A 22,207-nucleotide genomic window follows, 5' to 3' on the forward strand; every position below is an offset into this window, starting at 1 on the left:
GCGGGGAAAAAGGCTAGTGTTCCAGGCGTGACTGCGACTGTGATCCGCCTGGCCCGTTTCCCGGTGAAGTCGATGCTCGGCGAGGACCTCGACGAGGTCGAGGTCGAGGAGCGCGGCATGGTCGGCGACCGGCTCTGGGCCGTGACCTATCCCGACGGCAAACTCGGCAGCGGCAAGAACAGCAGCCGCTTCCGCCGTACCGAGGGCCTCCTGCACTACACGGCCCGCGCCGGTGAGGGCGGCACTCGCCCGCACGTCACCGTCCCCGGCGGCGAACCGCTGCGCGACGACGCCCACCTCGCCGAACTGCTCGGCGCACCCGTGAAGCTGTCGCGCGAGTCCGACGTCGACCACTTCGACGACGGCCCGATCTCCATCGCGACCACCGCCTCCCTGCACGCCCTGGGCGCACTGCTCGGCGACGCCGAACCGGTCGACGTGCGGCGGTTCCGCAAGAACATCGTCCTCGACACCGCCGAGCCGTGGATCGAGGAGGAGTGGGTCGGCCGTGTCCTCGCCGTCGGCGAGCGGCTGCGTCTGCGTGTGGTCATGGCGCTGCCCCGCTGCGTGATGACCACCATGGCTCAGGGCGAGGACCTGCCCGCCGACAACCGCGTCCTCAAGACCGTCACCAGGGAGCGCGACCAGTGCTTCGGCATTGTCGCCGAGGTCGTCACGCCCGGGGCGATCCGTGTGGGGGACGACGCGCGCGTCGTCTGAGGGATCCGGCGAGCGTGCGGGGTCATCTCATGTGGACTTCGGCGGCACCGGGAGTCAGCCCCGCAGGGTGGCGATGGCCTGCTCGATGCGCCGCCGGCGTGTCTCGGGCTTCTTCGCGCTCTCGACGGCGAGGACGTGCTGGCGCTTGCGGCCGTCCGTGAGGCCGTCGTAGGCGGCGCGGGCGGCCACGTCGTCGTCCAGGGCGCGGGCGAAGTCCGGGGGCTCGACGACGACGCGCGGCTCGGTGTCGAGCGTCAGCTCGACCTCGACCTCCTCGCCGATCCCGACGTCGGCGGCCCGGCGGTTGGCGTTGCTGAAGCCGAGCAGGTGGCGGCCGCGCATGATGGCGACCCGGCTCCGCCAGGAGTGCCCGTTGACCGTGATGGTCACCGGCGGGCGCGCGCCACCGCCGAGGGCCTCCACGACCTCGGGTGGGACCTCCAGCCCTCGCATCGGTTCGGGCGGCTCGACGACGCTGCGGAACTTCACGGTGGATTCCCTGTCGGTCGGTGCGGAATCGGGAGACATCGTGGTGACCCTTTCACGGGCGGGCGGGGGAATGTGACGGATGGCCGGAAAGCCCGGGCACGGTCGGCGTTCTCGGGTGGGAGAGCGCCCCGGTGTGGCCGGTGGCGGCCACACCGGGCGCTTGAGCGGGCACCGTCCCGGGGCCCCGGCCGCTACTCCCCCGTGGCACCGTCGATGCGTTCGCGGAGGAAGTCGGCGTGCCCGTTGTGGCGGGCGTACTCCTCGATCATGTGCAGGTAGATCCACCGGAGCGTGTAGTCCTCACCGGGGCTGACCTCGTCGAGACCGAGCCCGGCGACGGCTTCCCGCGACCTGGCGACGCTCGCCTGGTAGCTGGCCAGGTCGTCGTCGGCTCGCGTGACGTCGACGGTGTCGCTGCCTTCCCTGGATCCCGGGACGTAGTCCCAGAAGAAGTGGTGGTCCGGTTCGCCGTCGAACGCGTGGAACCACGCCTCGACGGCGGACATGTGCCGGACGAGCCCGAGCAGCGACAGCGTCGACGGCGGTACCGACCGCAGCGCGAGCTGCTCCGGTGTGAGTCCGCCGCACTTGAGCAGCAGGGTCGCGCGCTGAAAGTCGAGGCGGTCGTCGAGGGCGGTCCGCTCGTCCACCGGATCGTTCGGCGGCTCGGGGCGCTCGGGCGTGTTCCATGTCGGCATTCCGGCGACTGTACGTTCCGGCCGGACGTGCGGCGAACCGTTTGGCCGGGGTCGTCGGTCACGCCGGCAGACGAAGCCGTGCCCGGCGATTGTCGGCCGCGCCTCGGCGGCACCTTTTACGATGATCGGGTGACCTGACCGAAAGGTGACCGATGCCCGGTTTTCCACTCGTCGTCGCCGTGGCGGCCCTCATCGGCGCGATGGTCTCCGCCGGCGAGGCCGAACGGATAGCCGAGGACCGCCTCCCCGAATGCGACGTGATCCGCCTGGACCTGTATCACGACGGCGCGAAACCGATGTGGTTCGTCGAGACCGAATGCACCGACGGGACGTGGCGGGACCTGCGGATCGACGGCGTCTCCGGCGAGGTCATCGCGATCAACGGCGACTACGACGTGTGAGCGACGCCCAGTCCCGCCGGGTCCTCCATCTCGCCGCCACGCCCGCGAGGACGCCCGCCCACAGCCATCGCGCCGTGAGCACGTGCGGGAGCGTCCCCTGCGGCAGCGCGACCGCGACGAGCGCGAGGCCTGCCCCGACCGCGTACGCGGTCCCGCGCCACTTGGCCGGGTCGCCCGCCGGGGGCTCGGCGGGGCCGTGCCATCGCCGGATCAGGCGCTGCTTGGCGATGAGCATGACGCACCACGCCGTCACCAGCGTTCCGGTCACGCCTGACGCGTACTGCGCGAGTTTGTACCAGGGGACACCGAACGGCGAGGGTGAGACCAGTGTCGGCAGCCATGACACGACGCCGCCGGCGTGGGTGAACTGATCCCAGGCGATGTGCGTCGCGGCGCCGAGCAGGGCCGACGACAGCGTCGTCCACCAGCGGTGGCGGACTCGGGCGCAGGCCGCGTAGTCGCGCAGGCGCAGGCGGCGGAGCGGCAGGTGCGCGGCGCCGGGCAGGACGAGCCGCCGGATCACCGTGGACAGGAGCACCGTGACGGGGAGCGCCCACCACAGCAGCGCGAGCGGCGTGTGCGTGGACCCGAAGGGCCACCACGGAAGGAAGGCGTAGGCGAGGTCCGGCGCCGTCGAGCCGACGACCAGCGCGACCCCGTCGAAGCGGGACGGCCAGGCGAGCTTGAGGGGCAGGACGGCCGCCTGGTGCGCGGGAACGGTCGCGGGCATCGCACGAGGATAGTCGCCGGAATCACCTTGCCGTGCCGTCGATCATCACTTTATAGTCACTATGACTATTGAAGGGATCCGACATGACCCCCATCATCGAGGCGCTCCAGACGCCCCTCTTCACCCTCCTCGGCACGCCCGTGAGCTGGACCGAGGTCCTCGGCTTCGGCTCCGGAGCCCTCTGCGTGTGGCTCGTCGCCCGGCAGCACATCGCGAACTGGCCCACCGGCATCGCCAACAACCTCTTCTTCATCCTGCTGTTCACCCAGTCCGGCCTCTACGCCGACGCCGGACTCCAGCTCGTCTTCATCGCCCTCGCCGCCTACGGCTGGTGGACCTGGGCGCGCGGTGGCGAGACCGCGACGGACCGGCTCCCCGTCCGGCGCATGAGTCGCGTCGAGTGGATCGCGCTCGGCGCGACGGGCGCCGCCGGCCTGCTCGGCCTCACCCTGCTGCTGTCCCGCGCGACCGACTCGACCGTCCCCTTCTGGGACGCGCTCACCACGATCCTGTCGCTCATGGCGACCTACGGCCAGTGCCGCAAGCGCCTGGAGTCGTGGTGGCTGTGGATCGCCGCCGACATCGTCTACATCCCGCTCTACGCCTACAAAGGCCTCTACCTCACCTCGATCCTCTACGTCGGCTTCATGGCCCTGTGCGTCGTCGGCCTGCGCGGCTGGCGGCGCGACCTGCGCGCGGTCCAGGTGGCGACGGCGTGAAACACGGACTCGTCCTCGGGAAGTTCTATCCGCCGCACGCCGGGCATCACCACCTCGTCCGGACGGCGCTCGCCGCCTGCGAAGAACTGACGGTCCTGGTCTGCGCGTCGAGCGTCGAGTCGGTGCCGCTCAGCGACCGGATCGCCTGGATGCGCGAGGAGCATCCCGGCGCCCGCGTCATCGGAGCGATCGACGACGTGCGCATGGATCTCACCGACCCCGCGATCTGGGACGCGCACATGGCCGTCTTCCGCGCCGCCGTGCCCGAACCCGTCGACGTCGTGTTCACCTCCGAGACCTACGGCGACGAACTCGCCCGGCGCTTCGGCGCCGCGCACGTCGCGGTCGACCCCGCGCGTGGCGCGCATCCGGTGTCGGGCACGGCCGTGCGCGCCGACCCCGCCGCGCACTGGGACCACCTCGCCGGGCCGGTACGGGCGGCGCTCGCGCGGCGGGTCGTCGTCGTGGGCGCGGAGTCGACGGGCACCACCACCATGGCGCGCGCCCTCGCCGAGCACTACCGGGCGCGCGGCGGGGTCTGGGCGTCGACGCGGTGGGTCCCCGAGTACGGTCGGCTGTTCAGCGAGCGGAAACTCGCCGAGCTGCGCGAGACGCGACCCGGCGCGGACTGGCCGGAGGTCGTCTTCACACCGGACGACTTCCCGCTGATCGCCACACGGCAGAACGCCGACGAGGAGGCGGCCGCGCGCCTCGGCTCGCCGGTCCTGTTCTGCGACACCGACTCCTTCGCCACCGGGATCTGGCACGAGCGCTACATCGGCGGCCGGCACCCGGAGGTTGAGGACGTCGCCGGGCGGGTACGGCACGACCTGTGGCTGCTCACCGATCATGACGGCGTCGCCTTCGAAGACGACGGCCTGCGCGACGGAGAGCACCTGCGACCGTGGATGACCGGGCGCTTCCGGGCCGAACTGGCCCGCACGGGCCGCCCGTTTCGCACACTGACAGGGCCGCACGAGGAGCGTCTGGCGACGGCGGTCGCGGCCGTCGACGCGCTCCTGGCCGAAGGATGGAACTTCACCGACCCCCTGCCGGAGCGCCGATGACGAACGTACCGACCGGATACGACAAGCACGCCTTCGAGCCCTTCGCCGTCACGGTGGATCTCGCCGTGTTCACCGTCCGCGCGGACGCGCTGCAGGTGCTGCTCGTCGAACGGGCGCTCGATCCGTACGCGGGCAGCTGGGCCCTGCCGGGCGGGTTCGTGCTGCCGCGCGAGTCGGCCGAGGCCGCCGCCCGCCGCGAGCTCGCCGAGGAGACCGGGCTGCCGGGGGACGTCGTCGAGGCGCTGCACCTGGAGCAGCTGCGGACCTACAGCGATCCCGACCGTGATCCGCGCATGCGGGTGGTCTCGGTCGCCTTCGCCGCACTGGTGCCCGACCTGCCCGAGCCGCGGGCGGGGAGCGACGCCGCGCAAGCGCGGTGGGTTCGGTACGCCGACGCCGAGCCCCTCGCCTTCGACCACGACCGGATCCTGCGCGACGCCAGGGACCGGGTGCGGGCGAAGCTGGAGTACACGGGCCTGGCGACGGCGTTCTGCCCGCCGGAGTTCACGCTCGGGGAACTGCAGCAGGTGTACGAGACGGTGTGGGGAACGACGCTCGACCGGCCGAACTTCCGGCGCAAGGTACTGGCGACGCCCGGGTTCGTGGAGCCCGCCGACGGGCCGCGACGGCGCACGGCGGGGCGGGGGAAACCGGCGGCGCTGTACCGGGCGGGCGGGGCGGGGGCGCTGCATCCGCCGCTGTTGCGGCCGGGTGGGAAGGGTGGGGGGCCTAGGTGAAGGACACGAAAACCGTCACCTCGCCGTTCCTCAGTTTGATCGGCTCACACCGGTAGTCGGTACGGATGAGGGCACCGAAACCGTTCTGCGCGTCGACGTATCCACTCACGCTGTAGCCGTCGTCGCCCTCGGTGGCCTTCGCGTCTCCGAACTGGGCGGTGGCCGGCGCCTTCAGCTGCTCCAGGACGCTTTGCCGGCACTCCTCGATGGCGCGTTCCTCCGGTGTGGGGACCAGCACGGCGAAGAGGAGGCTCACCGCGATGGCGATGAACCCCGCGGCCGCCGCGAGAAGAGCGGCGACCCATCGGGGGGAGCGCCACCGCTGAACAGCCGTGCCGTCGGGTGGGGTGGGCGCCGCACTCCCGGAGGCGAAGCCCCCGGACGCTTGTGGTGCTTCGGGCGCGGCCTCTTCGGCCGACGCCGCCTCTCGCTCAGGGACCGGCGTGCTCACGGTTGCCTCCTTCGGGGAGTCCCGGTGCCGGTCGGGAGCTGGGACTTCCCAACGCTCCACGCCGATCCCACCGGGCGCGGGTCCGCCCAGGCATCCGCCCGGGTACGGTCCTCGTCCCCTTCGCGCTACCCCCGCAGCCCCGCCAGGACCGCCGCGAGCCCTTCCTCCAGCACTCGCCGTCCTTCCGCACGCGAGTCCAGGAACCAGCCCGGCAGCGGGCTGCGCAGCGCGTGCGTCAGCTCGATGCTCACGATCCCGTGCACGACCGTCCACAGTAGATACGCCGTTCGCGGGGCGTCGCCGTCGCGCAGGGTTCCCGTCGTGATCGCCTCGGCGGTCGGCTCGCCGAGCAGGCCGAAGGTCGCGTCGAGGGCTTCGGCGCGGAGCGCCGGGGAGGGGTCGAAGTCGGCGAGGGGGCGCTCGAACATCAAGGCGAAGAGGGCGGGATCTTCGAGGGCGAACTCGCGGTACCCGTGGGCGACCGCCTCGATCCGGGCGATCGGGTCCTCGACGCCGGACAGGTGGCGATGAAGCACCTCGCGCAGGATCGCGAACCCGTGCCGGTAGATCGCCTCCAGCAGACCGTGCCGCCCGCCGAAGCGGGTGTAGATCCCCATCGTGGAGGTCCCGGCGGCTTCGGCGACCCGGCGCAGGGTGAGCCGGACGGCGCCGTCGGCGCGCAGCACCCGCAGCCCGGCGTCGAGGAAGGCGCGGGCCTGGCCGTCGAGTTCTTTCGGACCGCTTACGTCTACTCCCACGTGGTCACCCTACCGGCCGACAACGGCGAGAATAACGCTTGTTATCACCGGAAGGAGCCCCTCCGATGCCCCTCAACAGACTCACCGCCTACGCCGGTTACGCCTGCGCGTTCCTGCTGCTCTTCAACGTGACCCGGCGCGCCGGCGTCCTGCCCGAGAACGCCTTCACCCACGCCGTCGCGCCCTTCGCCGTCCTCGCCGGACTCTTCGCCGTCACCGGCCTCTACCGGCTCGTCCGCCCGGCGGCGGGGACGCTCGGCCTCGTCGGCTACGTCCTCAACGCCGCCGGACTCGCCGGTGCCTTCGCCGTCGAGTACACGCTGCACTTCGTCTTTCCCGGCCTCACCGAGGAGACGCGCTCCCATCTCCTCGACGGCGGCACGGGCCGGGCGTTCCTGGCCACCGCCGTCGTCCTGATCGCCGGTGTGCTCACGTTCAGCGCGGCCGCCCTGCGCTCGCGAGTGCTACCCACGGGCGCGGTCGTCCTCTACGCCGTCGGCATGGTCCCCGGGTCGCTGCGCGGCGCGGTCCCCGTGGCGGTCTACCTCGGCGGGCTCGTCCTCGCCGCCGCGGGAGTCGTGTGGATGGCCCACCGCGCGCGGACGACCCCCGACGCCGTACCTCAGCCCGCCTGAGTCAGCGCGGCCGCGACACTCTCCTCCATCGACGTCGCCGGACCCCCGAGCAGGCGCTCCAGGTCCGGCGACACCCTGGCGAAGGCACCCTCGGCGACGGCCTTCTGGATCCCGGCGACGACCTCCGCGCCGCTCGCCGGGACGCCCGCTCCGACCAGTGCCGCCGTCAGCTCCTCGGCCGTGACCGCCTTGTGCGGCAGGGGGATCCCGCTCCGGCGCGACGCCTCCCCGGCCAGTTCGCCGAGGCTCCAGGCGCGCGGGCCGGTCAGCTCGTAGGCCGCGCCCTCATGGCCCTCCCCCAGCAGCACCTCCACGGCCGCGCGGGCGAGGTCTCCCCGGTCGGCGGCGGCGACGCGGCCGGTGCCCGTCGCGGTCACGTACTCGCCGTCGGCGAGGGCCTTGGGCAGGCCGACGGTGAAGTTCTGCGCGTACAGCGCGTGCCGCATGATCGTGTACGGGACTCCGCTGTCGGCGATGACCCGCTCGGTGTCCCACGCGAGCCGCCCGATGATCTCCGGGGCACTGCTCAGGATGCCGGTGTAGACGATCCGGCCGACGCCCGCGCCGACCGCCGCGCGCACGGCGGCGGTGTGCTGGGCCAACCGTCCACTGTGGGGGCCGTTCGTCGAGACCAGGTACAGGGTGCGCACACCCGCGAAGGCCGTGGTGAGCCCGGCCGCGTCGTCGTAGTCGGCCGCGCGCGCCTCCACCCCGAAACGGGCGACCGCTCGTGGATCCCTTGCCCCGAGCACGATGCGCTCGTCCGGGACGCGCTCCAGCAGCAGCCTCGCCACCGCTCCCCCGAGTCGCCCCGAGGCTCCCGTCACCATGATCACCACGTGTCCCGCCCTCCTCGCCCGTCCGCCGTCCCCATACCTGCCGCGTGAGACAATCGAGCGCCTTTTCGCCCCTCTCGACCGAAAGCGCGCGCATGACTCCAGGACGGCTGCTCGCCGAAAGGTACCGTCTCGACGAACGCATCGGCACCGGCGGAATGGGCGACGTCTGGCGCGCCGCCGACGTCGTGCTGCACCGGACCGTCGCGATCAAGATCCTCCACCCCATGCTCGCCCGCGACACGCGCTTCCGGCACCGTTTCACCGCCGAGGCGCGGACGGTCGCGGGGCTGCGCGCACCGGGGATCGTGGCCCTGCACGACGCCCGCGAGGACGTCGACGAGCACGGCGACGTCACGGCCTACCTGGTCATGGAGTTCGTCCCGGGCACGACGCTCGCCGACCTCCTCGACCGGCACGGGCGACTGTCGCCCGCGCGGACCATGCGGATCATCGCGCAGGTCGCGGCCTCGCTCGACACCGCGCATCGCGCGGGGATCGTGCACCGCGACATCAAGCCGGGCAACATCATCCTCGGCGACAACGGCGAGGCGACCCTCATCGACTTCGGGATCGCGCACGGCCACGGGGATCCCGGGCTGACCGCGACCGGCCTGGTGATGGGCACGCCGTCCTACGCCTCGCCGGAGCAACTGCGCGACGAGACCCTCACCGGACTGTCCGATGTGTACTCGCTCGGTGTCGTCGCCTACGAATGCCTGGCCGGTCGCACGCCTTTCGCGGCCTCGAATCCGGCGGCGATCCTCACCGGGCACCTGCACCATGAACCGCCGCCTCTGCCCGTGGAGGTGCCGGGCGACGTGGCCGCGCTGGTCGGCCGGACCCTCGCGAAGCACCCCTCCCGGCGTCCGCCGGGCGCGGCGGCCCTGGCCCGGGAGTGCCGGGTGATCCTGGCCGCGCCCGCGACCGAGGCGATGCCCGCGCGGCCGGCCGAGCCCACGACGGTCCCGATCCGGGTCGAACCGCCGACGCGATCCGTTGCCGAGCAGGCGCGGCCGCACGGCCGTCGCGTCCCGGTCCTGCTCGTCTCACTGCTGCTGATCATCGCCGTCGCCGCCGCGGCGACCTGGGCGCTGAACAGGCGCGGCGGGAACGGGAAAGGCGGTGAGCAGCCGGACGCCGCGGCCTCCTCGCCGAGCGTCGTCCACGATGTCACCGACGAACCGACACCGATCATGAACGCGGAGAACGAGCGCTGCCTGGACATCGGCGCGGCCGGTTTCAGTACGCTCGAATGTGACGCGGAACTGTTCCAGGACTTCACCTTCACCGGCTCGGAAGGCGTGTACACCTTCGCCGATGAGGGCGGTAAATGCGCGCGCCTCGACCCCGAGAGCGACGGGCACGCCATCATCGCCGGCGACTGCGGCGAACCCGACGAGTGGACGGTGACCTGGCTGCGCACCGAAGGCGACTGGGACGTGTGGAATTTCGCCTCGGTCGGCGGAACGGCCGGGTTCTGCCTCACCGCGGGCGCCGGAGAGCGCGTCAAGGCACGCGACTGCACCGGTGGCGTGGACCAGGAATGGCGGACGAAGGCCACCGAGTCCTGAGACCGGCGGGTGATCATCGAGCACCGCCCGCACCCCGGAAGGTCCGATGTCCATTGTCGCTCCATCCCTTGTGGAGGGTGAGCACCCGCCAGATCTCCCGGCCCGCGACCAGCCGGTGGCCGACGAGACCTGGCCGAAACTGAGCGACTTCCACTACGGCCCGCCGAACGCGAGACCGCCCCCGAGACGCGCGCCCGCCTCCACCGCGAGCGGGCCAAGGTCCTGTGAGAGTTCGGCCTCCCGGCCGCCGCCGCACGGACGGCCCACGCCATCGCGAACGGCCGCGAGCCCACCCGCGAGAAGGACCGGCGACGGCTCGCGCGGACCTGTCTCGTACTCGCCGCCCTGCTGAGCGACCGGGGCGGCGGCGACCCGATCCGGGAAGCCCGCGAGCTGTACCGGCACTCCACCGGCTCACGCGGGCGTTCACGATCGACGACGGGCGGCGCGACGGTCACCTCGGCGAGCTGTACCACCTGCTCGGCGAACACGCCGAGGGCGGTACCGGCTCGGGGAGATCGCCGCCGCGGGCGGGGTTCTCGCACGCGCTCGCGTGTACCCGGCCAAGGCGGTGGACAGCGGCCATGAGCCTTTCGCGGCCCGGGCGCGCGGGCTCCTCGACGGTCTCGGTGCCTAGACGAATCCGGACTCGTAGGCGGCGATGACGGCCTGGGTGCGGTCGCGGACGCGGAGTTTGCCCAGGACGTTGCCGACGTGCGTCTTGACCGTCTCGGCGCTGACGTAGAGCTCGGCGGCGATCTCGGCGTTCGTCCTGCCGGTCGCCATCAGGCGCAGGACCTGCTCCTCGCGTTCGGTGAGCCCGGCCCGGCGCAGGGCCGAGGGGCGGCCGCGGTGGCGGGTGGCGAGGTCGCGGATCGCGGCGGGGAAAAGCAGGCTGTCGCCGCGGACGACCACGCGGATCGCCTCCAGGAGGCGATCGGGGCGGGCGCGTTTGAGCAGGAAGCCGTCGGCGCCCGCGCGCAGGGCCTGGTAGACGTACTCGTCGTTGTCGAAGGTGGTGACGACGAGAATCTTGGGCGGGTCGGCGACGGTCGACACGATCCGCTCGGTCGCCTCCAGACCGTCGACGGTCGGCATCCGCACGTCCATCAGCACGACGTCGGGTTTGAGGCGCCGCACCATCTCCAGCGCGTCGACGCCGTCGCCCGCCTCACCGACGACCTCCAGATCGGCCTCGGCGTCGATGATCACCCGCAGCCCGGTCCGGATCAGTTCCTCGTCGTCGGCGAGCAGCACGCGTACAGTCACCCGCCGACGATAGCCGCCGTGATCACCGTGCGGGCAGGCGTACCGCCAACTCCCACCACTCGCCCACGGTCCCGGCCTCGACGGAGCCGCCGAGGGTCTCGGCGCGTTCGCGGATCCCGGTGAGACCGCGTCCACCGCCCGGGCGGGCGTCCCGCTCGCCGGATCGGTTGCGGACGACCAGTTCGAGCGCGGCCGGGGTGACGCGGATGTCGAGCCCGACGGGCCCGCCGTCGCCGTGCCGGGCGGCGTTGGTGAGGCCTTCCTGCGCGATGCGGTAGGCCTCCCGCGAGACCACGACGGGCACGGTCGCGACGTCGCCGTCCACGGTGTACTCGACGTCGAGACCGCTGCCGTCGATGAGTTCGGGGACGTCGGCCAGCCCGACGCGGGGTGCCGTCGAGGAAGCGTCGCGGCCGTCGGCGCGCAGGACGCCGAGGACGTGGTCGAGGTCGGCGAGGGCGATCCTCGCGGTCTGCTCGACGGTGGCCATGGCCTTGCGGGCGAAGCCGGGATCGCTGTCGACGACCCGGACGGCGGCCGATGCCTGAACGGTCACGATGGACAGGGCGTGCCCAATGGAGTCGTGCAGCTCGCGGGCGAGGCGGTTCTGCTCGGTGAGCCGGTGCGCGGCGGCCTCGGCCTGGGCGAGACGTTCGGCGGGGGTCGGCGCGAGAACGCGGGCGCCGGTCCGGCGCAGGATCTCGCCGAGGGTCGCGATGGTGTAGACGAGCGCGGCGAGCAGGGCCACACCGATGAGGGGTGCCAGCCACCCGACTGAGGTGAGCATGCCGGTGACGAGCCCGAGGTCGCCGAGGTCGCCGAGGACGGGTGAGATGGTGACCATGACGGCGAAGGGGACGAGCGCGAGGGTGGCGCCGCTGGCCAGTCCCCCGACGCCGAGGTGGAGGAGGAACCACAGGGCGAGGCGTCCGCGCGCGGAGGTGTGCACCTCGCCGCCGATGCCGAGCAGGGCCCTGGCCGCGGTGGTCTCCATGGCCCGCACGGGCAGGATCAGGCCGGTCAGGGCGACGACGGGCAGGGCCGCGGCGTAGACCCACAGATCGACGCTGAGCAGGCCGAGGCCCGGCCCGCCTTCGCGCCACACGACCGTCAGGACCTGCCCGGCCATCATGTACGGCATCAGCAGGGCGCCGCCGACGATCAGCCAGGCCCAGGCCCGGTAGGTCGTCGGGCTGCGCAGCGGTCGAAGGATCATGGCCCGATCGTGGCACAGCCCGCGCGGGCCGGCATCCCACGTGGGCGGCAGTGTCTCCCCCACGCGGGGGAGCGCGTCACGCGTCGCCTTCGGCGAGGCGGTCGAGGAGGACCGGGACGTGGCTGGCCTCGATGTCCTTCACGGCGGTCAGGAGGGTCACCGTCCCCTTCGCGGCCGCCTCCCGCAGGTCCCGGAGCGGCTCGGCGAGGCCGTCGGCGTCGAGTTCGGCGCGGTATCTGCCGACGAACTCGCCGTGGCGGTCGGCGGGAGCCTCGTGGTACCACCTGCGCAGTTCGGTGCTGGGTGTGAGCTCCTTTGGCCAGCGGTCGATGTGCGCGCGGTCCTTCGACAGGCCGCGCGGCCAGAGCCGGTCGACCAGGACGCGCACACCGTCGTCGAAAGCGGGATCGTCGTAGACCCTGCGCACGCGGAATCCTTCGGCCACGGGCCTCTCCTCTCGTCTGCCGACCATTGTCTCCGTGCCCGGCGCCGCGGATCGCCGTTCGGCGAACTGGAACCCGTGATCCCTTCTCGTGCGTCACAGCTCCATGCGAACCAGAACCGGAATACTCACCGTCTCGCTCATCGCCGCGGTGACGCTCGCGGCCTGTGGCAAAGGAGGCGAGTCCGCCGACGCGGGCGATCCCGCCTCCGACGACGCCTTCGCACCCCGCGCCGCGCAGGTCGCCGAGGTCTGGCGCACGCTACCCCCGACGGGTGTGTGGAACACCGGCTTCGTGCCGCTGGGCGGGCTCACCCTCAAACCGGCCACGGGACCCGACGGACAGCCCCTCGACGAGGCGACCCTGACCGCGCTGAACGCCGGTTTCCTGATCCTCGACACCTCACTGCCGAAGGAATCGGCGGATCAGGGCGAGATCACCTTCCCCGACGGGACTCCGATGACGGTCGGCCTCGTCGGCGCGAAGCAGGCGTGGCAGGACCTCGCGCCGGCCGACCCGGCCGACTGCACGAACACCCCCGACGACCCCGCCCCCGACGGCAGCGGCGGACCGGACGACACCACCTCGCACAAGGTCCCCTGCTCGACACTGCGGGTCACCGACGCCGAGCTCGGCTCCGTGCCGCTCCAGACCAGCCGCGGCGCCGCCGACGTACCGGCCTGGCTGTTCACTGTGGAGGGCCTGAGTGAACCGATCGCGCGCGTCGCGGTGTCCCCCGAGGACATCGACGAGGTCCCGCGGCTCGACGTCCCCGACCCCGGTGACATGACCGGTCTCGTCTCGGCGCAGGACCTGGTGTCCGTCGAGGGCGACACCGTCACCTACCGGCTCGGCGTCGGCGCCTGCGACATCGACGTCAAGGCGCTGTTCCTGGAGACCGACAGCGCGGTCGTGGTCGCCGGCAGCGCCGAGACCACCGGTGACACCTGCATCGACATGCTCAAGTACGAGCCGGTGACGATCACCCTGTCGAAGCCGCTCGGCTCGCGGCCACTGGTGTCGGCGCACACCGGTCAGCCCGTGAAGGGCGCGATGTTCTAACCACGTGGGGCGGGAGCGGCGTTGCGCAGACGGATGCCGCTCCACCCCAGCGTGCTCTCGGTGACCGCGCCCCAGAACGGCCACAGGTTCGGCAGCACCCGCAGCCCGATCCCGGCCGCCTCGTGGCAGGCGAAGAGGTCGCCGACGCGTTCGGCGGGACCGAGCGGCTCCACCGGCACGGTCGCGACCTGCGCGTGCGGGTCGTCGGCCTGGAAGGGGCGGAAGGGCTCCGCGGGCAGCCGGTAGGCGTAGAGCTCCACCGTCCGCATCGCGTCGAGCCAGGCGTACTCGACGGCGTGGACCCGGTCTCCGCAACCGGGTCCGATGATGAGGTCGCGGTCGTCGTCGGTGGTGTCGTCGCCGACGAAGGCGATGACGCGCGGACATTGACGGGGAAACCAGTAGTCACTGGCGCGCGACTCGTCGACCGCCCAGACGTACGCCTCCGGCTGAGCGGCGGTGACCGCGACGTGCGGTTCGAAACGAGTGATCGTCGGGTCCTCGGAGAAATGCAGTACCTCACCGGGTTCTGGTCGCATGCGCGGATGCAACCAGGGCCGGCCGCGCGGGGCAACCCCTTTGGCGGCCGGGCACTACAGTGACCTGGCCCCTCACCCGCGATAACTCCACAACGGAGCAGGTCGATGTCACAACCCCCGTACCCCGGACCTCCCCCGCCCCCAGGGCAGCCCCAGCAGCCCTACGGTCAGCCTCCGCAGTACCAGCCCCCACAACAACCGCAGTACCCGCCGCCACCGCAGCAGCAGCCGTACCCGCCGCAGGGCTACCAGCCCCAGCAGCCGGTGTACGGACAGCCGCCGGCGCAGCAGTTCCCGCCCCCACCGATGCAGCAGCCCTGGCAGCAACCGGTCCCGCCGCCGGCGAAGAAGCCCGGCATCGGGCTGTTCCTCGGCATCGGCGGCGGCGCGCTGGCCGCGGTCGCCGCGATCGTCGTGCTCGTCATCGCCCTCAGCGGCAACTCCACGCCGACCCCGGTCCTCGCCGACCCCTCCGGCGACCCGGGCGTCACCACCAACGACGCCGTACTCGGTTTCGTCTCCTCGACCCCCACGAGCCTGCTGCCCGGCAACAGCGGCTTCGAGGCCGAGAACACCGTCCTCCAGGGCCTCTACGCGGGCCTCACCCGCACCGACCCCGTCACCGGCCTGCCCGTCAACCGGCTCGCCGAGAGCATCACCAGCACCGACGCCAGGACCTGGACGATCAAGCTCCTCCCCGGCTACACCTTCCACAACGGCGAACCGGTCACCTCGTCGTCCTTCGTGGACGCCTGGAACTACGTCGCCGACGAGGCCAACGTGATGACCGGCGCCTTCTTCTTCGACCGCTTCGACGGCTACGAGGCGGCACAGGGCAGCGCGAGCACCATGTCGGGTCTCAAGGTCGTCGACGACTCGACCTTCACCGTCGCACTCACCGAGCCCTGGGCGGTCTTCCCGACCGCCCTCGCCTACCCGGTGATGGCGCCGATGGCTCGCGAGTGCCTCGACGCGATGAGCGGCTGCGAGTCGCTTCCCATCGGCAACGGCCCCTTCCGGATGGGCGGGCCCTGGTCGCCGGGCAGCCCCGAGCTGAGCCTGACCCGCTGGGACGACTTCGCCGGTGAGAAGCCGCAGTACGGCGGCGTCGGTTTCCGGTTCATCGACGACCCCAACGCCGCCTCGGCCGCGCTCGCGAGCGGCGAGGCCGACCTCGCCCGGTTGTGGAGCGGCGCGGCCGCCGCGACCGACGCGGACAACCGTGTCAGCCTGCCCACCGCGCAGATCAGCTACCTCGGCTTCCCGACCGGCAAGAAGCCCTATCAGAGCGCCGATCTGCGCCGGGCGCTGTCCCTGGCGATCGACCGCGAGTCGATCATCAAGGGCTTCGGCTTCGACTCCCTCCTGCCCGCCGACGCGTTCACTCCCCCGGGCGTGGCCGGGCACGTCGACGACACCTGCGCCGACTGCGCCTTCGACCCCGAGAAGGCCAAGGAGCTCTTCGGCAAGGCGAAATGGCCCGCGAAGGACCCGATCCAGTTCTCGCACAGCGTCAACAACACCACCGCCGCCCAGTACCTGGAGGCGGTCTGCGCGAGCATCACCACGGTTCTCGGCGTCGACTGTTCGGTCGACCCGATGGAGTCGATGGAGTTCCTCGACGCCAGCTCGAAGCGGTCCTTCAAGACACCCTGGGCCTCGGGCTGGATCCCCGACCAGGCCAATGTCGAGGCGTTCCTGCGTCCGCTGTACGGGCCGGGCAACTACTTCGGATACGCCAACCCGGAGTTCGACGCCCTGATCGAACAGGGCAACGCCAAGACCACCATGGAAGAGGCATTCCCCCTGTACCAGCAGGCCGAAGGCCTGCTCAACGCCGACATGCCGGCGATTCCGTTCGCCAACGAGCAGTACGTCGCCGGTTTCAGCGACCGGCTGGTCGCCGACAGCCTCGTCATCGACCCGACGACCGAGGCGCCACAGTTCGACCTGCTCAAGGTCAAGGAGTAACCGCTCACCGGCCCGGCGGGACACCGCCGGGCCGGTCGCGGTTCAGCGCACGACCTCCAGGCCGGCCTTGATCAGCAGATCCCGGACGCGCGCGACCTCTCCCGCGTCGAGCGGCGAGAACGGGGCGGCTGTCGCGGGGTGGTCGATGACACCACGCAGATGGAGCGCGGTCTTGAAGGCGCCGAGGGCGGCGGCGGTGGCGCCGACGCGCGAACGGTCGGCGACCGCGACGATCTCGAAAAGCTCGGCCAGCCGCTCCTGTTCGGCGAACGCGACCTCCCGCTCGTCGCCGAGGGCGGCCGCCGTGAGCCGCACGTAGCCGTGGGGATCGACGTTGCCCAGCCCGGGAACGGCACCGTGGGCGCCGAGGGCGAGGGCGACGTCGGAGAACAGCTCCGAGCCGGTGAAGACCCGCAGACCGGTCCCGGCGGTCAGCCGCAGCACGCGCCGGAAGGCGGCGAGGTCGCCGCTGGAGTCCTTGAGGGCGGCGATCACGCGGGAACCGGCCAGCTCGGCCACCGAGGTTTCGGGAAGCCTGGAGTGCACGGCGCCGGGGATGTCGTAGGCGATCACGGGCACGCCGACGGCGTCGTGAACCAGCCGGAAATGCGCGGTGACCTCGTCGGGATGGGTCTGCACGTAGAAGGGCGCGGTCGCCACGACGGCGTCGGCGCCGAGGGCCTCGGCCCGGCGGGCGTGGTCGATGACGCGGGCGGTCCCGGTGTCGACGACTCCGGCGATGACGGGCACCTGCCCGGCGGCGACGCCGACGACGGTCCGCACGACGGAGTCGCGCTGAAGGTCGGTGAGCATCGCGATCTCGCCGGTCGAACCGCCCGCGAACAATCCGTGCACGCCCGCCTCCAGCAGGAACGCGCACAGGCGCTCCAGTGAGGCGGTGTCGACGTCCCCGTCGGGCGTGAACGGTGTGGCCACGGGCGGAACGACCCCGGCGAGATCGGTCATGTGCGGTCCTTGGTGAGTGCGGCGAGTTCCGGCAGCTGTGCGGGGTCTTCGAGCGCGGCGCCGACGGCGACGACGCGGGCCCCGGCGGCGAGGTAGGCGGGCGCGGTCCGGGCGTCGACGCCGCCGGTCGCGACGAGTCGCACGCCCGGGAAGGGCGCGGAGACCGCGCGGAACCACGCGGTGCCGAGCACGGTCGCGGGGAAGGCCTTGACCCAGGTGAGACCGAGGGCGAGGGCGCGCTGGACCTCGCTGGGCGTGGCGACGCCGGGCAGGTGCGGGATCCCGCGTTCCCTGCTGGCGGCGACGATCTCGGGATCGAGTCCCGGCGCGACGGTGAAGGTGACACCCGCCTCGGCGGCCACGCGCAGCTGGCCGGTGTCGATGACCGTCCCGGCCCCGACGCCGTGGCCGCGTTCGGCACCGGCGGCGATCGCGGCCAGCAGGGACGGTACGGCGTCAGGGGTCTGGATGGGCACCTCGACGTGCTCGATGCCCAGGTCCCAGGCTCGGGTGGCGAGCTCGACGGTGCGCGCCGGGTCGTGGCCGCGCAGGATGGCCATGACGGAGGTCGCGGCGAAGTCGCCGTCGAACCACGCGCCGAGGTCAGTGGGCACCGGTCGCCTCCGGTTCGCGGACGACGGGACCGTGCCCGGCGCGATAGTCGCTGGTGCTGCCGAGCGTCCAGGCGGCGAGGGAGTGGCCGAGGGCGAGGCGTTCGCCGGGTGGGCGGCCGTTGAGGAGCGCGGCGAGGAACCCGGCGGCGAAGGCGTCTCCGGCGCCGACGGGTTCGACCACGTCGACGCTGCGGGCCGGGAGGCGGTGGACGGTGGTGGCGCCGGTGTCGTCGCGGGTGAACTCGACGGCTTCGACGTCGCCGTCCTTGACGACGACGTGACGGGGGCCGGTGAGCAGTTCGGCGACGTCTTCGGCGGTCCGTGCGCCCCAGAGCGTCGCGGCCTCGTCGAGGCCGACGAGCGCGACGTCGGCGCTGCGGGCGAGGTCCAGCAGGGCGGGTCCGGCTTCCTCGACCGGCCACAGCGCGGGCCGGTAGTTGGCGTCGAAGGAGACGCCGGCGCCGTGTTCGCGGGCGCGGGCGATGAGGGCCCAGACGAGTTCGGCGCAGGTGTCGGACAGGGCGGGGGTGATGCCGGTCAGGTGCAGCCAGCGGGCGCCGTCGAGAGGCCAGGCGTCGATGTCGGCGGCGGTCATGCGTGAGGCGGCCGAGCCACGCCGGTAGTAGTAGACGCGGGTGCCGCGGGGGTCGGGGTCTTTGAGGTAGAGCCCGGTGGGCGCGGCGTCGCGGACGACCCAGCGGGTGTCGACGCCGTGGGCCTCGATGGCGCCGAGGACGCGGTCGCCGAGGGGGTCGGCGCCGAGCCTGCTGATCCACGCGGTGGGCAGGCCGAGTTCGGTGAGGTGGGCGGCCACGTTGGACTCGGCGCCGCCGTGGGCGAGCGCGAAGTGCTCGGCGTCGGCCAGGCGCAGGGGCTCGGTGGGGGTCACCAGGGCCATGGTCTCGCCGACGCAGAGGATCTGGGGTGGTGGGATCTCTGACACGACACCGACGTTAGCGGTCCCGCCGCGGCCAAACCGATTTGTGCGCTTCGCGTCCGCATGGTGGGAGCGTGGTTCGGCGGGGCCTGGCACCGAGCGGTGCCGCCGAGATCTCGGCCTATCCTCGGGATGCCGTCGCCGCCGACCCTGGTCGGCGCCTGGAAGGAGTTCCCGTGGACATTGCCGGTTCCGCCCGACCCGGACGTGCGACCGCTCATGCGGTGAGCGGGCCGGGCGGGAGTCCGCGAGGGACGACCGGCGCCCCCCTGCCCTTCAAGCGGGTCCTGGTGACCGGCGCGGCCGGGCTGATCGGCCGCGCGGTCACCTGGCATCTGGCGAACCACGGCGTCCCGGTGACCGGACTGGTCCTGTCGGACCCCGGTGACCTCGCCGCCGACCGCCTCGTCGTCGGCAGTGCCGGTGACCGCGCGTCGGTCGAGGACGCCCTCGACGGCGCCGACGCGGTGATCCATCTGGCCGCGCTGCCCGCGCCGCACCTCGGTACGCCCGAGGAGGTGTTCTGCGGGAACACCTCGGCCACCTTCAGCGTCCTCGACGCCGCGGGCGCCGCGGGGATCGGCAACGCGGTGATCGCCAGCAGCGTGAACTACCTCGGGTACCTCTTCTCCCCCGTGCGCGGCCAGACCTTCGCGTCCCTGCCGGTCGACGCGACCACGCCGAGCGTGGCCGCCGACCCGTATTCACTGTCCAAAGTGGTCGACGAGCAGATCGCGGCGGCCATGCACCGGCGGCACGGCATCGACGTCGTCTGTCTCCGGTTCCCCTTCGTGGGCGGACTCGGCGAGGTCCCGGGCCTCGACGGGCGCCTGCCCGCCCGGGCCGCCCAACTCGGCGCCGACCCGGGCGCCGGTGCCTCCGACCTGTGGCTCTATCTGGAGACCCGCGACGCCGCCGCGGCGGCCGTGGCCGCGCTGTCCCCGTCGGCGGCGGGCGCGCACGCGGTCTACGTGGCCGCGCCGGAGACCTTCGTCCCCCACGCGACCGCCGACCTGATCGCCGCCTTCCACCCCGGTGCGACACTCACCCGCCCGCTGCCGGGCCGGACCGCGCCGGTCGACCTCGAACCGGCCCGCCGCCTCTTCGGCTTCCACTCCCGGCATCTCCTCGAACTGCCGACCCGGCCCCTCCCCGCGTGATGGAGCACCGGCCGGTGGCAGTCGTGTGGGTGCCCGGCCTCCGCGCGCCCGAAGGCGGCGCCCAGGCGCCCTGACGGCGGAGTGGACATGGAGATCACCTTGGTGGAGACCTTCCGGGTCTCGCAGCGCCTGATGTTCTGCGAGATCTCGACCGATGAGGGCCGGCCGGGGCGAACCGCTCCCGGAGAGCCGCGCGGTCGAGGCGGCCGTGCACGACCTGGCGACCCTGTCGACCGGGGCCGATCCGGGCCCGGTGTCGGCGTGGAGATCGACGGGGCGGCGGCGGCCGATCCGTTGTACGACGTGTCGCCGGTGTGATCCCATCCCGACGGTGGCCACACCGAATGGTGACGCCGTCCGGCTCAGGCCGAGTCGCGTTGGACGAGCACGGCGGGGATGACGATCCGGCGGGGCTCGCCCGGCTCGGTCTCGCGGATGCGCTCCAGGATCAGCTCCCCGGCGGCCCGCCCGTGTTCGCGGGAAGGAAGGGCCATCGTGGTGAGCTTCGGGGTGACCAGCGCGGCGGCCTCGTGGTCACCGAAGCCCATGACGGCCACGTCGGCGGGGACGCTCAGGCCTCGTCCGGCGGCGGCGCCGACGGCGCCGATCGCGACGACGTCGTCGCCGCAGATGACCGCCTCGGGCCGATCGGGCAGGTCCATGAGGGCGGCCATGGCGTAGGCCCCGCCGTCGCGGGTGACGGGCGCGGAGACGACGAGCGCCGGGTCGGCGGGGAGCCCGGCCTCGGTGAGGGCGTCGCGGTAGCCCTCGACACGGCGGGCGGGAGCGCCGAAGTCGGTGGGGGCGGTGATGACGGCGATACGCCGGTGGCCGCGCTCCAGGAGGTGTTTCGTGGCGAGCGCGCCGGAGTCGTGGTCGGCGCCGGTGACGACGTCGAAGCCGGGGCCGGGCGTGTCGGCGCCGAGGAGGACCAGCGGGAGCCGCGCGTCGATGACGGGTTCGAGTTCCTCGGGGGTGTTGCCGGAGCCGGACAGGACCACGCCGTCGACGCGGGTGAGGAGCCGGTGGAGGATGTCGCGCTCGACGTCACGTTCGGCATCGGTGCTGGCGACGAGGCAGTGATAGGAGGCCGGGCGGACCGCGTCCTGGAGGCCACGGGCGACCGAGGCGCCGAAGGGATCGGTGATGTCGGGGACGATCAGCGCGATGGTGAAGGTGCGCTGCGCGCGCATGCTGCGGGCCAGTTCGTTGGGCCGGTAGTCCAGCTCCTCGATGACCTTCAAGACCCGGTTGCGGGTGGCCTGGGAGACCGGCCGACGCGAACTGAGCACATGCGACACGGTGGTGACGCTGACTCCCGCTTTCGCGGCCACGTCGGTGATCCCGACCCGTCGACGCACCGCCACTACCGTCACCGCCTCGCCTTGCGGCGCCCGCACGCGCCGTCCCCCTTGTGCCCCGGGGACCGCTGTCCCCGGCTGAAGGCTACCGCAGCAATACGTTTTGCACGCGGGCCGACGCGAGTGCCGGGCGCCCTGAGGTGCCCGGCACCGTGTACGTCGTCGCCGTCGTGTCGTGCGCAGGTCTAGAACTCCGCGCGCGAGGCCTCGATCCAGGCTTTGACGCCGTCGGCACCAGCCGCGTTCGCCTCGGCGGTGGCCTCGTCCAGGAGGGCGCGGGCGTCGCCGGTCCGCGCGTCGTCGCGGGCGATGAAGGCCAGCGCGAGCAGGTTCGCCGCCACACCGGCGCCGAAACCGAGTTCGCGACGCAGTCGCGTCGACTCCTCCAGCTGCTCGCGGGCCTCGGCCAGGTTCCCGGCTTCCTGGGCGGCGAAGGCGATGTGGCGTTTCGCGTAGGACATGGTGAGGGTGTCGCCGGTCTTCGTCGCCAGCTCCAGGGCGTGCTCGAAGAACGGGAACGCGAGGGCGACGTCGCCGGTGACGACCTGGTGATAGGTGCCGATCCAGAACCGGGCCTCGCCTTCGCCGCGTTCGTCGCCGAGGGCGCGGTAAAGGGTGGCGGCGTGCTCGAAGTGGACGAGTTCGCGCGGGTCGCCGCCCGCTTCGCGGTCGCCGAGGAACTTCGCGTGCAGGACGCGGCCGCGTTCGAGGGACAGGTCGGCTTCGACGGCGTCGAGGAGCCCGTCGGCGGTGGTCAGCCCTTCGGCCTCGCCCTGGAACACGGCTCGCGTGTATAGGTCGTGCGCACGGGCGATGCGACCGGATTCGATGGGCATGGCGAACCTCCGGGGTGG

Annotated in this window: 26 protein-coding genes; 11 read left to right on the forward strand and 15 right to left on the reverse strand. The window is 72.5% G+C overall.

Translation table 11 applies throughout. The annotated features are described in order from the left end of the window. The first annotated feature begins 27 nt into the window (after nt 1–27). The gene (locus HNR73_RS40765) at nt 28–720 is read left to right on the forward strand and encodes an MOSC domain-containing protein (protein ID WP_239122400.1); all 693 of its coding nucleotides are present in this window, start codon (nt 28–30) and stop codon (nt 718–720) included. A 54-nt stretch (nt 721–774) separates the two neighbouring features. On the opposite strand, the gene HNR73_RS18270 is transcribed toward HNR73_RS40765, so the two are convergent. Together HNR73_RS18270 and HNR73_RS18275 are read right to left on the reverse strand one after the other, a co-directional pair. Further along, nucleotides 775–1,209, reverse strand: coding sequence for a YdeI/OmpD-associated family protein (locus tag HNR73_RS18270; RefSeq protein ID WP_203686985.1), 435 nt, complete (start codon nt 1,207–1,209; stop codon nt 775–777). 191 nt (nt 1,210–1,400) lie between these two features. Then, a complete protein-coding gene (locus HNR73_RS18275) occupies nt 1,401–1,907 on the reverse strand; it encodes a DinB family protein (protein ID WP_184788699.1) in 507 nt (168 codons plus the stop codon). Between the two features lie 152 nt (nt 1,908–2,059). On the opposite strand from HNR73_RS18275, the gene HNR73_RS18280 reads away from it, so the two are divergent. Then, entirely contained in the window at nt 2,060–2,308 is a 249-nt protein-coding gene (locus HNR73_RS18280; protein WP_184788700.1) for a PepSY domain-containing protein, read from the forward strand. On the opposite strand, the gene HNR73_RS18285 is transcribed toward HNR73_RS18280, so the two are convergent. After that, nucleotides 2,286–3,038: a DUF4184 family protein gene (locus tag HNR73_RS18285; protein ID WP_184788701.1), complete on the reverse strand. Its 753-nt coding sequence runs from the start codon at nt 3,036–3,038 to the stop codon at nt 2,286–2,288. The genes HNR73_RS18280 and HNR73_RS18285 overlap by 23 nt on opposite strands. Before the next feature lie 83 nt (nt 3,039–3,121). On the opposite strand from HNR73_RS18285, the gene pnuC reads away from it, so the two are divergent. From pnuC to HNR73_RS18300, 3 genes are read left to right on the forward strand one after another with little or no spacing between them, the layout of a single operon-like run. Beyond that, nucleotides 3,122–3,757, forward strand: a complete 636-nt coding sequence (pnuC, locus tag HNR73_RS18290) for a nicotinamide riboside transporter PnuC (protein WP_184788702.1) — start codon at nt 3,122–3,124, stop codon at nt 3,755–3,757. Next, nucleotides 3,754–4,824, forward strand: coding sequence for an AAA family ATPase (locus tag HNR73_RS18295; protein ID WP_184788703.1), 1,071 nt, complete (start codon nt 3,754–3,756; stop codon nt 4,822–4,824). Before pnuC ends, HNR73_RS18295 begins: the two co-directional genes overlap by 4 nt. Continuing rightward, nucleotides 4,821–5,561 (forward strand): NUDIX hydrolase, encoded by a 741-nt coding sequence (locus HNR73_RS18300; RefSeq protein WP_184788704.1) that lies wholly within the window; start codon nt 4,821–4,823, stop codon nt 5,559–5,561. The genes HNR73_RS18295 and HNR73_RS18300 overlap by 4 nt, the downstream gene beginning before the upstream one ends. On the opposite strand, the gene HNR73_RS18305 is transcribed toward HNR73_RS18300, so the two are convergent. Next, complete coding sequence (locus tag HNR73_RS18305) at nt 5,554–6,012, reverse strand: hypothetical protein (protein ID WP_184788705.1); 459 nt, start codon at nt 6,010–6,012, stop codon at nt 5,554–5,556. The genes HNR73_RS18300 and HNR73_RS18305 overlap by 8 nt on opposite strands. Before the next feature lie 125 nt (nt 6,013–6,137). After that, a complete protein-coding gene (locus tag HNR73_RS18310) occupies nt 6,138–6,770 on the reverse strand; it encodes a TetR/AcrR family transcriptional regulator (protein ID WP_184788706.1) in 633 nt (210 codons plus the stop codon). Between the two features lie 65 nt (nt 6,771–6,835). On the opposite strand from HNR73_RS18310, the gene HNR73_RS18315 reads away from it, so the two are divergent. Further along, on the forward strand, nt 6,836–7,405 hold the full coding sequence (locus HNR73_RS18315; protein WP_184788707.1) for a hypothetical protein: 570 nt from the start codon (nt 6,836–6,838) through the stop codon (nt 7,403–7,405). Here the strand turns inward: HNR73_RS18315 and HNR73_RS18320 are convergent. Further along, nucleotides 7,393–8,235 carry an NmrA family NAD(P)-binding protein gene (locus HNR73_RS18320; RefSeq protein ID WP_239122402.1) on the reverse strand — a complete coding sequence of 281 codons (843 nt, stop codon included), beginning with the start codon at nt 8,233–8,235 and terminating at the stop codon, nt 7,393–7,395. The two genes, HNR73_RS18315 and HNR73_RS18320, sit on opposite strands and share 13 nt — an antisense overlap. Nucleotides 8,236–8,336: 101 nt before the next feature. Between HNR73_RS18320 and HNR73_RS18325 the strand changes: the two genes are divergently transcribed. After that, nucleotides 8,337–9,815 carry a serine/threonine-protein kinase gene (locus tag HNR73_RS18325; RefSeq protein WP_184788709.1) on the forward strand — a complete coding sequence of 493 codons (1,479 nt, stop codon included), beginning with the start codon at nt 8,337–8,339 and terminating at the stop codon, nt 9,813–9,815. A 633-nt stretch (nt 9,816–10,448) separates the two neighbouring features. Here the strand turns inward: HNR73_RS18325 and HNR73_RS18330 are convergent. The 3 genes from HNR73_RS18330 to HNR73_RS18340 all read right to left on the reverse strand — a co-directional run bounded on the left by HNR73_RS18330 (nt 10,449) and on the right by HNR73_RS18340 (nt 12,745). After that, entirely contained in the window at nt 10,449–11,084 is a 636-nt protein-coding gene (locus HNR73_RS18330) for a response regulator (protein WP_184788710.1), read from the reverse strand. A 22-nt stretch (nt 11,085–11,106) separates the two neighbouring features. Continuing rightward, entirely contained in the window at nt 11,107–12,300 is a 1,194-nt protein-coding gene (locus HNR73_RS18335; RefSeq protein ID WP_184788711.1) for a sensor histidine kinase, read from the reverse strand. 76 nt (nt 12,301–12,376) lie between these two features. Beyond that, complete coding sequence (locus HNR73_RS18340) at nt 12,377–12,745, reverse strand: DUF488 domain-containing protein (RefSeq protein ID WP_221330973.1); 369 nt, start codon at nt 12,743–12,745, stop codon at nt 12,377–12,379. A gap of 103 nt (nt 12,746–12,848) precedes the next feature. On the opposite strand from HNR73_RS18340, the gene HNR73_RS18345 reads away from it, so the two are divergent. After that, complete coding sequence (locus tag HNR73_RS18345) at nt 12,849–13,805, forward strand: hypothetical protein (RefSeq protein WP_184788713.1); 957 nt, start codon at nt 12,849–12,851, stop codon at nt 13,803–13,805. Here HNR73_RS18345 and HNR73_RS18350 read toward each other — a convergent pair. Then, nucleotides 13,802–14,344: a DUF6886 family protein gene (locus HNR73_RS18350; RefSeq protein ID WP_184788714.1), complete on the reverse strand. Its 543-nt coding sequence runs from the start codon at nt 14,342–14,344 to the stop codon at nt 13,802–13,804. The genes HNR73_RS18345 and HNR73_RS18350 overlap by 4 nt on opposite strands. 105 nt (nt 14,345–14,449) lie before the next feature. Between HNR73_RS18350 and HNR73_RS18355 the strand changes: the two genes are divergently transcribed. Then, complete coding sequence (locus tag HNR73_RS18355) at nt 14,450–16,315, forward strand: ABC transporter substrate-binding protein (protein WP_184788715.1); 1,866 nt, start codon at nt 14,450–14,452, stop codon at nt 16,313–16,315. 42 nt (nt 16,316–16,357) lie between these two features. On the opposite strand, the gene HNR73_RS18360 is transcribed toward HNR73_RS18355, so the two are convergent. The 3 genes from HNR73_RS18360 to HNR73_RS18370 are packed head-to-tail and all read right to left on the reverse strand — an operon-like array spanning nt 16,358 to nt 18,838. Beyond that, nucleotides 16,358–17,281, reverse strand: coding sequence for a dihydrodipicolinate synthase family protein (locus HNR73_RS18360; RefSeq protein ID WP_184788716.1), 924 nt, complete (start codon nt 17,279–17,281; stop codon nt 16,358–16,360). After that, nucleotides 17,278–17,895: a bifunctional 4-hydroxy-2-oxoglutarate aldolase/2-dehydro-3-deoxy-phosphogluconate aldolase gene (locus tag HNR73_RS18365; protein ID WP_239122399.1), complete on the reverse strand. Its 618-nt coding sequence runs from the start codon at nt 17,893–17,895 to the stop codon at nt 17,278–17,280. The genes HNR73_RS18360 and HNR73_RS18365 overlap by 4 nt, the downstream gene beginning before the upstream one ends. Further along, nucleotides 17,885–18,838 carry a sugar kinase gene (locus HNR73_RS18370; protein ID WP_239122398.1) on the reverse strand — a complete coding sequence of 318 codons (954 nt, stop codon included), beginning with the start codon at nt 18,836–18,838 and terminating at the stop codon, nt 17,885–17,887. The genes HNR73_RS18365 and HNR73_RS18370 overlap by 11 nt, the downstream gene beginning before the upstream one ends. Nucleotides 18,839–19,008: 170 nt before the next feature. Between HNR73_RS18370 and HNR73_RS18375 the strand changes: the two genes are divergently transcribed. Together HNR73_RS18375 and HNR73_RS18380 are read left to right on the forward strand one after the other, a co-directional pair. Next, nucleotides 19,009–19,992 carry an NAD-dependent epimerase/dehydratase family protein gene (locus HNR73_RS18375; protein ID WP_239122397.1) on the forward strand — a complete coding sequence of 328 codons (984 nt, stop codon included), beginning with the start codon at nt 19,009–19,011 and terminating at the stop codon, nt 19,990–19,992. Between the two features lie 87 nt (nt 19,993–20,079). Continuing rightward, complete coding sequence (locus HNR73_RS18380; protein ID WP_184788717.1) at nt 20,080–20,310, forward strand: hypothetical protein; 231 nt, start codon at nt 20,080–20,082, stop codon at nt 20,308–20,310. 44 nt (nt 20,311–20,354) lie between these two features. On the opposite strand, the gene HNR73_RS18385 is transcribed toward HNR73_RS18380, so the two are convergent. Both HNR73_RS18385 and HNR73_RS18390 read right to left on the reverse strand, forming a co-directional pair. After that, on the reverse strand, nt 20,355–21,353 hold the full coding sequence (locus HNR73_RS18385) for a LacI family DNA-binding transcriptional regulator (protein WP_184788718.1): 999 nt from the start codon (nt 21,351–21,353) through the stop codon (nt 20,355–20,357). Nucleotides 21,354–21,538: 185 nt separating this feature from the next. Continuing rightward, complete coding sequence (locus tag HNR73_RS18390) at nt 21,539–22,189, reverse strand: tetratricopeptide repeat protein (protein ID WP_184788719.1); 651 nt, start codon at nt 22,187–22,189, stop codon at nt 21,539–21,541. Between the last annotated feature and the right edge of the window lie 18 nt (nt 22,190–22,207).

The sequence above is a fragment of the Phytomonospora endophytica genome (assembly GCF_014202425.1).
GTDB lineage: Bacteria > Actinomycetota > Actinomycetes > Mycobacteriales > Micromonosporaceae > Phytomonospora > Phytomonospora endophytica.